The organism is Sphingopyxis sp. (genome assembly GCF_965279755.1).
Lineage (GTDB): Bacteria > Pseudomonadota > Alphaproteobacteria > Sphingomonadales > Sphingomonadaceae > Sphingopyxis.
Genome location: NZ_OZ257261.1, coordinates 2,009,459 through 2,021,922, shown reverse-complemented (window position 1 = coordinate 2,021,922; position 12,464 = coordinate 2,009,459). Strand labels below are relative to the sequence as shown.

The window sequence follows — 12,464 nt, the reverse complement described above, 5'->3', positions numbered from 1 at the left end:
GTCCGATCGATGAGCGTCTTGTTGGGCATCGCGCTCGCGACCACTGTCCTCGCCGCCAATCCCTCAGCGGTCGCCCTCGACGACCTCGCCCGTACCGGCAAGCTGCTGGTCGCGTCGGGCGACCGGCCGAAAAGGCGCGAGAAGGTTCTGGAAATTCAAATCCATGGCTGCATCGTCACCTTCAAGACAAGGATCATGCCCAATGGCTTTGCGGCGCAGATGATCGACATCGGTCAGGGCAGCAAGGTCGAACGCACAGGCCGCGACACGGTCCGCCTGCGCGGCTCGACCCGCTTCCCTGAAATCACCGTGCTGGTCTCGGGCGGCGAGACGAAAACGCTCTTCGACGAACTGGAGACCGTCCGCAAATCCTGCGAGACGTCGGACCAGATTTTTTAGGCTCGTCCCCGATGCGGCCGGACGACAGGAAACGACCGATTGCGGTCGTTCGAAGCAGCAAATAGCCTGCTCTCGCAAAGCGACACTAATCGCATGGAGCGACGATGACCAAAATTGGCAAAGCGATAGGCTGGGTCGTATTCGGCTTCGGGATACTGTTAGGTCTTTGGGGATGGTTCGGCACTCTCAATCCGCCCGCAAATGGCGGCTATGAGGTGACAAGAGCCATCGCGGGGGGTGGCGCAGTCATAGCGCTAATTGGGTTGGGGATAATTGTGATGGTTCGGCAGATGTCGTTTGCTTGGCGACGGATCGAATCAAGGATAGCGGAGCAAACGTTCGCAGAATGCACGCTTTGTGCGCGAGCGCTCAATGTTGAGAACGACCCTATGTCGAGAGACTGCGGGGGCGATTGCTGGGGATGCATCGGAAAGATCGAGGCTGACGAAGCTTGGCAGCCGTCCGTCGATTATGTTCAACTGGAAATCGGTGAGGGATGGCGTTTTCCAGACGGCACGGCCAAACCCACGCCTACGAATTGATGTCGGCAAACGACCGGAAGCGGTCATTGAAATCCTCCCCATCGACTTGCGATGGGGAAGATCGACAAAGTCCGCTTCCTAAGCCCAAACCGCCCATCAAATCATCCGGTTAACTCGGTCGCCAACACCTCCAGACCGCGCCGCAGAGCCGCGCGGTCGAGCGCCCCACCCAGTGACACCCGCAGCGCACCGGCGTCACCTTCACCCGCCGCAAAGGCATGTGCAGGAATCGCCATCATCCCGACGGCGCGAAGCACCGCCGCTGCTTTTTCTGCGCTGCGGCCTGCCGGCAGCGGCACCCACAGATGATAGCCGCACGGATGCGCAGCATAACTTTCTGCGGGCAAAATCTCGGCCGCCAGCCCCAGCCGCGCGACCGCCTCGGTGCGCGTTTCGGCAATCAGCCGGTCGTAGCTGCCGTCCTCCAGCCAGCGCGTCACCAGCGCGGCGTTGAGCGGCGGTGCCATACCCCCCGTCTGGTGCGCCTCGGTCGCAAGCGCCATCGCGGCGGAGAGCGACGGCGCGCGGACATACGCGACGCGCAGCGCGGGCGAGATGGTCTTCGAGGTGCTCGCAACATACCAGCCAAGCTCGGGCGCAAAACGCGACAAGGGCGCGATCGCCGTTTCGGCAAGCTGGCCATAGGCGTCGTCCTCGATGATCTGGACACCATAGCGTCGCGCTACTGTGGCGAGTGCGGCGCGCTCCTCCTCGCCCAGCGTCACCGTCGTCGGATTGTCATTTGTCGGCACCACATAGACCGCCGCGACCCTGGTCGTCCGGCACAGCGCCTCCAGGGCTTCGGCATCCAGTGGCGCCAAAGGCGCGAGCTGCAGCCCGGCCTTTTTCGCAATCGACAGAAAGCCCGGATAGATATGCGCGCCGCATGCGACGACATCGCCCGGCGCCAGCGCCGCGCCGACGATCGCGTGCAGCGCGTTCTGCGCGCCTGCGGTCACGACCACCTGCCCGGCCTCGCTCACGAGCCCCATCCGCGCGAAGATCGCCGCCCCCGCCGCGCGGTCGGCCTCGCGCCCGCCCGCCGGCGGATAATGCAGCCGCCCGCCGGCGCCCGGCGCGCGCAGCAGCGCACTCGACGTCCGCTCCCACGCCGCGAGCAGCGTTCCGCCCTCGACCTCGGGCGGCATGTTCATTCCGGTATCGCGCGGCGGCGGCCCCGCCGCGATCGCCTCCTGCGGCAGCACGAAGCTGCCCGCGCGTCCGCGCGCACCGATCAGCCCGCGGCTGCGTGCCTGCTCATAGGCCTTGGTGACCGTGGTCAAATCGATGCCGAGCCGCGCGGCCAGATCGCGCTGCGGCGGTAGCCGGTCCCCCGCCCGCAGCCTGCCGGTTTCGACCGCGCTCGCAATCGCCTCGGCAATCGCGACATATTTGGCGCCGCCCGCGCGCGCGAGGTCGGGAACCCAGTTGTCAGCCGTCACCGTCGACCGTCTCCCCCTTTGCGCGGGCATGGAGCTTTGCCCACAGCGCATCGGTGCCCGCCTCCTGCGCCTTGTTCACATATTGCGAGGCGACGAGCCAGCCCTTGATCGGTTGCAGCACCGCCAGACACGGGATGACCATCAGCGGGATCGACGTGAACAGGTGCATCCACCAGGGCGGGTTCAACGCGACCTCGAACCACACGACGAGGAACAGCAGCGGAAAGGCGATGAAGCAGAGCGAGAAGAAGGCCGGGCCGTCGTCGGGCGCCGCGAAATCATAGTCGAGCCCGCAGTTCGGGCAGCGATCCTGCACCTTCAGCCAGCGCCGGAACATCTTCCCCTCGCCGCAGCGCGGGCAGAGGCCGTGCAATCCCGTCCGATAGATCCACAGCCATTTGTCACGGCCTTCAAGCTCGCCCGTCATCGACTCGATCCCAGATATCCATACACAATACCATACATAATGACGGACATGACAAATGTCGAGGGGCGGATTAATTCCGGGCCATGAGCGACGACAAAATCTACATCAGCGCCAACGACCTTCTCGCCGATTCGCTGCGGCTCGGGATGCAGATTGTCGACAGCGGTTTCAAACCGACGCACCTCGTCGGCATCTGGCGCGGCGGCGCGCCGGTCGGCATCGCGGTCCAGGAACTGCTCGACTATCACGGCCACCATTGCGACCACATCGCGATCCGCACCTCCTCCTACAAAGGCATCGACGATCAGGATCCGCACGTCCGCGTCTTCGCGCTCGGCTATCTCATCGACACGCTTAACCCCGAGGACAGCCTGCTCATCATCGACGACGTTTTCGACAGCGGCCGCAGCATCCGCGCCTTCATCGCCGAGTTGAAGGCGCGCTGCCGCCACAATATGCCGCGCGACATCCGCATCGCGACCGTCTGGTTCAAGCCCGGCCGCAACGTCACCGACCTCCGCCCCGATTATTTCGTCCACGAAACCGACCGCTGGCTGATCTTTCCGCACGAGATCGACGGGCTGACGATCGACGAAATCCGCCGCCACAAGCCCGAGGCGGCGATCATCCTGCGCGAAGAGGACGCTCCCAATGGCTGACGGTTTCACATCGGCGGCCGAACGCGCCGCTTTCATTGCCGGCCTGCCCAAGGCCGAGCTGCATCTGCATATCGAGGGTTCGCTCGAACCCGAACTGATGTTCGAACTCGCGCAGCGCAACAAGGTCGCCATTCCCTTCGCGAGCGTCGAAGAGGTGCGGGCGGCCTACGCCTTCTCGAACCTTCAGGATTTTCTCGATATCTATTATCAGGGGATGGGCGTCCTCCAAGCCGAACAGGATTTCCATGACCTGACGGCCGCCTACCTCGCGCGCGCCGACGCCGATGCTGTGCGCCATGTCGAAATCTTCTTCGACCCGCAGGGGCACACCGAACGGGGTATTGCGTTCGCAACGGTGATCGGCGGCATCACCCGCGCGCTCGACGATGCGCGGGCGCGCTACGGCATGACGTCGAAGCTCATCCTCTGCTTCCTCCGGCACCTCAGCGAAGCCGACGCCGAAGCGACGCTCGACGAAGCGCTGCCGTATCTCGACCGCATCGATGGCGTCGGGCTCGACTCATCCGAGGTCGGCCACCCGCCCGCGAAGTTCGAACGCGTCTTCGCCCGTGCGCGCGGCCTCGGCCTCAAGATCGTCGCTCACGCCGGCGAGGAAGGCCCGCCCGCCTATGTCCACGAAGCGCTCGACCTGCTGAAGGTGGACCGCATCGATCACGGCAACCGCAGCCTCGAAGACGCCGCGCTCGTCGCGCGGCTCGCCAGCGAAGGCATGACGCTGACCGTCTGCCCGCTTTCGAACCTCAAGCTCTGCGTTGTCGACGACATCGCCGACCATCCGCTCAAGACCATGCTCGACGCCGGCCTCCGCGCGACGGTGAACAGCGACGATCCCAGCTATTTCGGCGGTTATGTGAACGCCAATTATCAGGCGGTCGCCGACGCACTCGACCTGTCGAAGGCCGACCTCGTCACGCTCGCCCGCAACAGCTTCACCGGTTCTTTCCTGAGCGACGCCGACAAAGCGAAGCATCTCGCCGCTATCGACGCCTACGCCTGACGCGCGACCTCAGCGCGGATGCAGCCGCGCCAGCGCGATTCCTGCCAGATTCTGCGCGCGCCCGACATGCCGGAGGCGTGGGGCCGGGCCATCGCCGACAATACCGCGGAATGCCGCCAGATGCTGCTGGCCCGCACCCCGCGCACGCACGGCACCGGTCGCCTGCGCGATGACCGCCGCCGCATCGCCGAGCAGGACGAAATCATCCATCGCACGTTCGCGTGCCAGCCGCAGCGCCGCAATCAGCGCCAGCCATTCGGCGTCGAGGCTGCTGCCGAAACCGGCATCGCGGTCGATGATCGCGACCCCGCCGGTCACCACCGCAATCTCCATTGCGCCCGGATTGGGCCGGCAGCCTCCGTCGAAATAGATCTTGATGCGGCGGGTCATCCCGCAGTCTTAGCCGATTTAGGGTCAGGACCCATTGATTCCGCGATCGAGGTTTGAAGCGATTTTGCTCAAGGCGAGGAGAAAAGGCGCCGGAATATGTCAATATTTCCAGACTTATCGACGAAGCCATGGGCAAAATCGGTCAAATCCCGAAAGGACGCCGAAATGGCTTCGATCTCGCGCCCGCGCGGCCTTACGGGTCGCGATGCTATCCGCTGCATCGGCACGGACCCGATATCTTCGCCATTTCGACGCCTCGAGCGGGGAATTAATGGGCCCTGACCCTAAAATTTCCCGCGCACCGAAAAGGCGAAGATCGGCCCGATCAACCGGTCGCGCTCCTCGACGAACGCGATCGCGCTCGCCCCGCGCAGCCCCTGATAGACCGTGCGATCGCGCCGCGAGCGGGCGTTGAAGATATTGTTGACCGACGCGCGGACAGTCAGCCCCATGACATTCTTGTGCTCGACGAACACCGATGCCCACACCGGCCCTTCCCACACCTTGTCGGTCTGGCTACGGCGATAATTGGGCTGGTTGTGCGAATATTCGGCATGGCCGCCCCACGCCCAGTCGCTGCCGGGAATATCGTGACGCAGGTCGATGCTCGCCACCGTGTCGGTGAACCCGCTCCACTGCCGCTTTTCGCCGGTGAAGGGGTCGCGCAGCGACGACTTCTGGAGCAGCACGCTGGTATCGATTTTCACGCCCTTCAATCCTGCGGGGTCGAGGTTGATCGTCGAACTCCACTCGATCGCGCCGGCCTTGGCCTTGTCGATGTTGCCGACCGCCTCGCCATCCTCGCCGATCGGGATCACATCGACCCGGTCCTCGACGTCGCGATAGACGACATAGAGCTTCGTCGATCCCCACGCGCCGAGCTTCTTGTTGATCTCGAGCTCATAGCTCCAGTCCTGCTGGGGCCTGAGGTCATTGTTGCTCTGATTCTCGTTGCCGTCGTTGAGGAAGGCGCGCGCGAGGAAATCGTAGAAGCTGAGCTGCAGCACACGGCGCCGGGCCTTCAGCGAGGCGTCGAAATCGGCTGTCGGTGTCCACGACAGCGTCAACGACCCCTTCGGCCGGAAGAAGCTCCGCGTCAGGCCGTTCGGCCCCGTCTGCGTGATCGTCGAATGCTCGGCGCCCGCGATCAGCTGAAAGCTCAACTTGTCGGTCAGCTTGCGGCCAAAGCTCAGCAGTCCCTCATAGCGATCCTCGCTGACCCCGCCGGTGCCGCCCTCGAACGGCACATCGACGAACACGCCGGCAGGGTCGAGCACCGCAAGCGAAGCCACATTGTCGAGTGTGTTGAACGCCGCCTCGCCCGACAGCTGCCAGTCGCCGCCGAACATCTTCCACTGATATTCGCCGCGCGCGATCGTCTCGCCCAGATCGCCGACCTGTGAAAAGCGGTCGCCGATCGCCGGCGATCCGTCGGCCGGCGTCGTCACGATTTCCTGCTTATAGGGTTCGTGGCTGAAACGCCTCAGCCCGATCAGCTTCAGCTTTCCGGGGCCCAGGCCGAACTGATAGTCCCCGCTGACCTCGTAATTCCAGCTATCGGCATTTTCATAGACGGTCCGCAGGCGGTCGGGCGCGCCGGGGCCGATCCGCAGGCCATCTTCATAATAGCGGTCATATTTCCGCTGATAATGACCGCCAAGGTTTGCGACCGTGTCGCCCGGTGGATCCCAGGTGATGCGCCCCGACAGCTTGGGCGTGTCATAATGGGTGTTCCAGATATCCTTGCGCCGCTCGATAATATTGCCCGCGCCATCATAGATCAGCGTCGGACCGCCGGCACCGCTTCGCGCCGAGTCATTGTTGTTGAGCGCCGCCTCATATTCGATCTCGCCCGTTCGTCCGCGCACCGACACGTCGCCGCGCGTGAACAGCGGATCGGTGTAATGCGCACGAAACTCGGGCTTCCACGAAAACTGGCCCGAAAAACTGTCGGCGCGATACACGATATTGGCCACCTGACCCGACAGACCCGGAATATCGAGCGCCGCGCCATCCATGATCTCGATCCGCTCGACATTGCCCGCGGGGATCCGCGACAGCTGCGTATACATGTCGTCGGCCTTGTTCGACGGCCGCTCGCCGTTGAACAGCACATTGCCGGTCGCCTGTCCCAGTCCGCGCAGATTTTCATTGTCGCGGATCGAAAAGCCCGGAACCTGGGCCAGCATGTCATAGGCGTTGCGCGGCGCGTAGCGCGCGAAGTCGGCGGGTGTGAAGACCTGCCGCGCCGCGCTCTTCGCGGTCGCTGGAACCTCGGCCCCGGCGGGCGGCGGCGTGTCGCCGGTCGGGACCGGCGCCGCCTCCTGCGCCGCCGCAGGCATTATGGAAAGCGCGGCGGTCAGCGCCGCGAGGCTTATCGCAGATTTCACTGACCACTCCCCCGCGCGCGGTTCATCGCCGCCGCATATTCGGGCGAGACGCCCAGCGCCTTCATACCCACGACATCGTCCGCACTCAGTCCTCGATACCCCGCCGAGGCGAGCCCGCGCACATAGGCGCCATCGACGCCGAGCGCACGGCACGCGATCGCGTCGCCGATCGTCGTCAGCGCCATCGCCTCGGACTTGAGGTCGCGGACATAGGCGGGCGTGACCTTCAGCGCCGCGGCGGCGATCAGGTCGCCGTCATCCTTGGGCTTCACGCCTTCGGCGGTCAGCCCGTCGGCCAGTTCGATCGTCGCATCGACCAGCAACATCGCGAGCAGGTCGTCGCGGTCCTCGGGCGCCAGTCCGCGCGACGCCAGCCCGGCCTCGAAGTCCGGATCGGCAGCAAAGCGGCAATGTCCCGATCCGTCATACGGCGCCTTCAGATCGCCCGAACAGGCGAGCGTCCCGGCCGCATGGACGATCGTGAAGGATACCGGCCCGCGCGCGCTCCGCAGCACCGCCTCGACAGGGCCCAGCTCGCGGCGCGACCCGTCCAGCTCGACATCGCTGTTCGATTTCCCGCGGCTGACGCGCAGCCGCGGATCGCTCTTGCCGGCGGCCGGAGCCGCTTTCCAGGCAACGTCGTTCAGCACCAGCGGGTCGGCGGCGGTGCTCGGCGCGGCGCAGGCCAGCACCGTCATCAGCGCGGCGCCGGTCGCAAAAATCAGGGTCTTCATGGCACACTTCTCCCTTCGCGCGCCGGACGAGCGCCATCGCTCGCCGTCGCAACGGCAATTCAAAACAGGGGTTCGATCAACGGAAGTCGGGGTTGGACGAACGTCCGAACGTCAGTTTTCGGGGGTCGCCGGCGGCTCGGGCGGTTCGGGCACCGCGATCCGCGCGACGCGGCCGTTGGCGCGCGCCTCGATCCCGCCGGGTCCGACATCGACCCGCGTTTCGTCGGTGCGGATCGTCGTCTGCCGCTTCGGTCCGGCCATCATGCCGGTGGCGCGCAGCTCGATCGCGGCGTCGGCATCCTTCACCGAATAGCCGGCTCCGCGCATCTTGCGGATATAGTCGCCGGTTATTCCCATGGCACGCATCGCGGTCAGGTCGTCGATCGACAGATCGCGGAACTGCTTCTTCATCTCGGCGGCATAGCCGGGCTCGATATGCAGCGCCGAGGCGCCGATGATCTCGTCCATGTCGGCGCCGGGGAAGACCCCGCGCATCGCGCGCACATAGGCAGCGTCGACCCCGGTCGCCTTCGCGGCGATGATGTCGTCGGGGTCCATCGAACCGCCCTGCTCGCGCATCCGCTCGACATATTCGGGGGTCACCCCGACCGCGCGCATGCTGACGAGCTGTTCGGCGGTCAGCGGCTTGTGCGACGCGCTCGCGGCGGCAATCGCAGCTTCGCCTTCGCTCCGGGCAGCGCCCACGGCCGTGGCGGACGGATGCGCCACGGCCGGGACGGCGGCGAGCGGAGGAACCGGGGAGACCTCCGTCGCCTTTTGGTCGGCGGTCGCCGAGAAAGCGGCGAGCGGCGCGGTGATCCCGGCCAGCAGCACCAGGCTCATCAGAATCCAGCTCGCGCTGGCGGGACCGCGCTTCAGGCTGCCGTCGAGCACGCGGGTGATCCGGCGCTTGAGGCTGCCCTTGCCCGGCGCGACGCCATGCGCGGCCATAAGCGCCCCCTGATTGTCGTGACGCGCCGCGCCGACGAGCAAGGTCGCATAATCGGGACCGTCGATGTCAGCCATCAGCACCGCATCATCGGCCGCTTCCTCACGCAGTTGATGGCTCTCGCGCGCCAGCATCCACACGAGCGGGTTGAACCAGAAGAGCGCGCAGACGGTGCGTGCGCCGAGCAGCTTCGCCCAGTCGAGCCGCGCAACATGCGCCAGTTCGTGCGCGATGATCGCTTCGGCCTCGCCCACCGCTTCGACCGCGACGGGGCTCAGCACGATCGTCGGGCGCAGCACGCCCCAGCTGATCGGCGAGCGCAATTCCTCGCTGACCAGCAGCGCGGTGCCGTGCTTGAAGCCCATCCGCCGCTGCGCCTCGGCCAGCGCCGACAGCCACGACCCCTCGGTCAGCACCTCGGCACGGCCGCGCATCGCGAACAGCCGGATCACCGCGATCAGCATCATTCCAGACAGCAGCGCCAGCGGGATCGCATAGAGAAAGGGCGCAAGATCGCCGACCTCCGGCAACGCGAAGCCCGCCGTCTCGCTCGCCGCCGGCGCGGCCGACACCACGGGTCCGGCCTGCATCGCCTCCGTCGCAACCGGCGGCAGCGCGACCGTGGCAGGCTCCGCCGCAACGCTCCAGCTTTCGGGAAGCGGCGTCCACGAAGGCAGCAGCAGCATCGCGGCAGGCAGCGCGAGCAGCGCGATGATCCCGGCGTGCGCGATCATCGACCGTTCGCCGGCCGAGCGCGACCGTGCAAGGCGCAGCAGGCCCAGGGTCAGACCCGCGACTAGCGCCGATTTCCAGGCAAGGCCCAGCAGCATGGCAGTGGTGATCATGACGGTTTCCCTTCGCGCGCTTTCGCGATCATCTTTTCCAGATCGTCGAGCTCCTGGTTGCTCATCTCGTCCTGCATCCCGAGCAGCGCGGCCGCGGCGCTGGTCGCCGATCCGTTGAAGAAGACGCGAACGACCTGGCTCAACGCCGACTTGCGCGCGGTCTTGTCCGACACGCTCGGCGCATAGACGAAGCCGCGTTCGGACGCCTCGCGCGCCACGAAGCCTTTCGCCTCGAGCCGCTTCAGCATGGCGCGGATCGCCGAACCCGACAGTTCGTCGGTCAGCGCCTCGCCGATTTCGGTCACCGTCGAGGCGCCCCGTTCATAGAGGACATCGACAATCTCGCGTTCCCGCGGCGGTAAACTGGACAGCATCGCGAATCACTCCAATGCGCTACATTTGTAGCGTGCTACATTTGTAGCGCATGCCTTGCAAGCGATTTATCGGACCAACACACATCGGCGACGCCGCAAGACCATTTCCCCCGCAACCACCACCGACTAAGAGAGCGCAACGCAAGGAAGGAAACGCCGCCGATGCCGATCATGGCCGCCCGCCACTATCATCAGGGCAAACTCGTCCGCGAACTCGGACCCGATGACGTCATTCCAGAGGATTGCGACACTGACGATTTCTTCTGGCTCGGCCTTTACGAACCGACGCCGGAAGAGCTCGGCGGTATCGCCAAGCGCTTCGGCCTGCACCCGCTCGCGGTCGAGGACGCGCTGAAGGCGAAGCAGCTTCCAAAGGTTGAGGTGTATGGCGACCAGCTTTTCATCATCGCCGCGACCGGCAATCTCGACGGCGACACGATCCAGGGGGGCGAGACCGCGATCTTCCTCGGCCGCCACTTCGCCGTCACCGTCCGCCACGGCTCTGCGCGCGCGCATACCGAAGTGCGCGCGCGGCTCGAAACGCTGCCGCACAAGCTGGCGCACGGCCCCGACTATGTCCTCTATGCCATCCTCGATTTCATCGTCGACGGCTATTTCCCGGTGATCGACGCGATCGAGGACCGGCTATTGCTGGTCGAGGAAAGCGTCATGGACACGCCGCTCGATGCCGGCGAAATCCGTCACCTCTATTCGCAGCGGCACGAAATCATCCGCTTCCAGCGCATCGTCGGGCTGATGAAGGATGTCGCGAACCGCCTTGTCGGCACCGACGACCTGCCGTGGATCGACGACGCGGTGCGTCCCTATTTCCGCGACATATGGGACCATGTGCAACGCGCCGAATTCCGCCTGCAGGGCCTCCGCGAGGTCGCGGCCTCGGTCGTCGACACCAACTCCCTCCTCGAACAGCAACGCCAGGGCGCCATCACGCGCCAACTCGCCGCCTGGGCCGCAATCCTTGCTGTGCCGACGGCGATCGCGGGCATTTACGGCATGAATTTCCAACTCATGCCCGAACTGAGCTGGAAATTCGGCTATCCCTTCGCCCTCGCACTGATCTTTGGCGGCTCCGGCTCTCTCTTCTGGCGATTTAAACATATCGGCTGGCTCTGACTCATCGGTTTGGCATAAAAATCGGGGCGCGATGCAACTTGCGGCGCTCCGGCGCATTTTACACCGACGTGCCGGACCGGGGCGCCCGATGCTAACCTTCTTTTAACGGCTTGCCCCGACACCTTCTTCCATGGCCATTTCCGGATATTTTCTCCCCGCGGCGCCCGGCGCCGACGCGCGCGGCAGCGCTCGCCGCAAGCTCAGCCTTCCCGCCGAAGGGACGCAGAACGGCGGCGGCGGCATCAAGGTGCTGATCCACAATATTTCCGAGAGCGGCCTGCTGCTGGAAAGCGACGTCGATCTGTCGGCCGGTGACCGGATCGAGATCGACCTGCCGCATGCCGGCGACAGCTCTGCGACCGTGGTCTGGGTCAGCGACCGCCTGATCGGATGCCGCTTCGACGCGCCGGTTTCGCAGGCGGCGCTCAGCGCGGCGCAGCTCCGCAGCGCGGTCACCCATGACGAGGAGCCTGTCCCGAGCGCGGAGGACGAAGCCTTCGGCGCCCGCCTGCACCGCCTCCGCGTCCGTGCCGGGCTCAATCAGGCCGAGGTCGCCGACCGTATGGGCGTCAGCGCCCCGTCGGTATCGGGCTGGGAAAAGGGCCGCGCGCGCCCGAAGCATGGCCGGATGGCGGCGCTCGCCGACATTCTGGGCGTGCAGGCGTCCGAACTGCTCGGCGATCACGCGCCCGAGGAACTCCACGACCTGATCGACCGGAGCCGCCGCCAGATCGCGCTCGCGATGGGCACCAGCGAAGCCAAGGTGCGGATCATCATCGAATTATAGACATGGTGTGACGACCGCTAGCGACCGATTGTGGACAGCTATTCGCTGTCGGTCTTACGAACGATCTCAAATCCGGCAACACTAAGTGCTTCCATGATATTGAGTGCAATCACTTCATCGGTAGCGGGTCGAAGCCGAATAAATCCCCCGGTTAACACAACTTCTGCTCGTAAAGCGTCTTCGATAATCTTCGCTGCATCTTCGTAGTCAGACATCTGCCGCCCCCTTCTTATCCATCACGCTAAGAGGGCCGGCACTTCGGGTCAACGTCCGCTCCCCACCCCTAAGTCGCCACTCGCTCGCCCCTTGCCCATTCGCGAATCCGCCCTATAGTTCCGCCTCATCCAACCCCCAAGGAGTGAACAGGATCATGG

Annotated in this window: 14 protein-coding genes; 6 read left to right on the top strand and 8 right to left on the bottom strand. The window is 65.1% G+C overall.

What is annotated here, in order from left to right; genetic code table 11:
• Nucleotides 1-9 precede the first annotated feature (9 nt).
• Together ACQY80_RS09890 and ACQY80_RS09885 are read left to right on the top strand one after the other, a co-directional pair.
• Nucleotides 10-399, top strand: coding sequence for a hypothetical protein (locus ACQY80_RS09890; protein ID WP_428678748.1), 390 nt, complete (start codon nucleotides 10-12; stop codon nucleotides 397-399).
• 104 nt (nucleotides 400-503) lie between these two features.
• Complete coding sequence (locus ACQY80_RS09885) at nucleotides 504-941, top strand: hypothetical protein (RefSeq protein WP_428678745.1); 438 nt, start codon at nucleotides 504-506, stop codon at nucleotides 939-941.
• Nucleotides 942-1,042: 101 nt separating this feature from the next.
• Here the strand turns inward: ACQY80_RS09885 and ACQY80_RS09880 are convergent, their stop codons facing one another.
• On the bottom strand, nucleotides 1,043-2,383 hold the full coding sequence (locus ACQY80_RS09880; protein WP_428678742.1) for a PLP-dependent aminotransferase family protein: 1,341 nt from the start codon (nucleotides 2,381-2,383) through the stop codon (nucleotides 1,043-1,045).
• The gene (locus ACQY80_RS09875) at nucleotides 2,373-2,810 is read right to left on the bottom strand and encodes a DUF983 domain-containing protein (protein WP_428678739.1); all 438 of its coding nucleotides are present in this window, start codon (nucleotides 2,808-2,810) and stop codon (nucleotides 2,373-2,375) included. The genes ACQY80_RS09880 and ACQY80_RS09875 overlap by 11 nt, the downstream gene beginning before the upstream one ends.
• 83 nt (nucleotides 2,811-2,893) lie before the next feature.
• Between ACQY80_RS09875 and ACQY80_RS09870 the strand changes: the two genes are divergently transcribed.
• Together ACQY80_RS09870 and ACQY80_RS09865 are read left to right on the top strand one after the other, a co-directional pair.
• The gene (locus ACQY80_RS09870; RefSeq protein WP_428678737.1) at nucleotides 2,894-3,469 is read left to right on the top strand and encodes a phosphoribosyltransferase; all 576 of its coding nucleotides are present in this window, start codon (nucleotides 2,894-2,896) and stop codon (nucleotides 3,467-3,469) included.
• On the top strand, nucleotides 3,462-4,487 hold the full coding sequence (locus ACQY80_RS09865; protein ID WP_428678734.1) for an adenosine deaminase: 1,026 nt from the start codon (nucleotides 3,462-3,464) through the stop codon (nucleotides 4,485-4,487). Before ACQY80_RS09870 ends, ACQY80_RS09865 begins: the two co-directional genes overlap by 8 nt.
• Before the next feature lie 9 nt (nucleotides 4,488-4,496).
• Here the strand turns inward: ACQY80_RS09865 and ACQY80_RS09860 are convergent, their stop codons facing one another.
• From ACQY80_RS09860 to ACQY80_RS09840, 5 genes are all read right to left on the bottom strand, one after another.
• Nucleotides 4,497-4,877, bottom strand: coding sequence for a reverse transcriptase-like protein (locus ACQY80_RS09860; RefSeq protein WP_428678731.1), 381 nt, complete (start codon nucleotides 4,875-4,877; stop codon nucleotides 4,497-4,499).
• 284 nt (nucleotides 4,878-5,161) lie between these two features.
• The gene (locus tag ACQY80_RS09855; protein ID WP_428678728.1) at nucleotides 5,162-7,267 is read right to left on the bottom strand and encodes a TonB-dependent receptor plug domain-containing protein; all 2,106 of its coding nucleotides are present in this window, start codon (nucleotides 7,265-7,267) and stop codon (nucleotides 5,162-5,164) included.
• Complete coding sequence (locus ACQY80_RS09850; RefSeq protein ID WP_428678726.1) at nucleotides 7,264-8,001, bottom strand: hypothetical protein; 738 nt, start codon at nucleotides 7,999-8,001, stop codon at nucleotides 7,264-7,266. The genes ACQY80_RS09855 and ACQY80_RS09850 overlap by 4 nt, the downstream gene beginning before the upstream one ends.
• A 111-nt stretch (nucleotides 8,002-8,112) precedes the next feature.
• Nucleotides 8,113-9,795, bottom strand: coding sequence for a M56 family metallopeptidase (locus ACQY80_RS09845; protein ID WP_428678724.1), 1,683 nt, complete (start codon nucleotides 9,793-9,795; stop codon nucleotides 8,113-8,115).
• On the bottom strand, nucleotides 9,792-10,169 hold the full coding sequence (locus ACQY80_RS09840; protein ID WP_428678721.1) for a BlaI/MecI/CopY family transcriptional regulator: 378 nt from the start codon (nucleotides 10,167-10,169) through the stop codon (nucleotides 9,792-9,794). Before ACQY80_RS09840 ends, ACQY80_RS09845 begins: the two co-directional genes overlap by 4 nt.
• Nucleotides 10,170-10,331: 162 nt before the next feature.
• Here ACQY80_RS09840 and ACQY80_RS09835 point away from each other — a divergent pair, with 162 nt between their 5' ends.
• Entirely contained in the window at nucleotides 10,332-11,303 is a 972-nt protein-coding gene (locus ACQY80_RS09835; protein WP_428678718.1) for a magnesium and cobalt transport protein CorA, read from the top strand.
• Nucleotides 11,304-11,433: 130 nt separating this feature from the next.
• Entirely contained in the window at nucleotides 11,434-12,090 is a 657-nt protein-coding gene (locus ACQY80_RS09830; RefSeq protein ID WP_428678716.1) for a helix-turn-helix domain-containing protein, read from the top strand.
• A 38-nt stretch (nucleotides 12,091-12,128) separates the two neighbouring features.
• Here the strand turns inward: ACQY80_RS09830 and ACQY80_RS09825 are convergent, their stop codons facing one another.
• Nucleotides 12,129-12,305 (bottom strand): hypothetical protein, encoded by a 177-nt coding sequence (locus ACQY80_RS09825; protein WP_428678713.1) that lies wholly within the window; start codon nucleotides 12,303-12,305, stop codon nucleotides 12,129-12,131.
• Nucleotides 12,306-12,464: the final 159 nt, after the last annotated feature.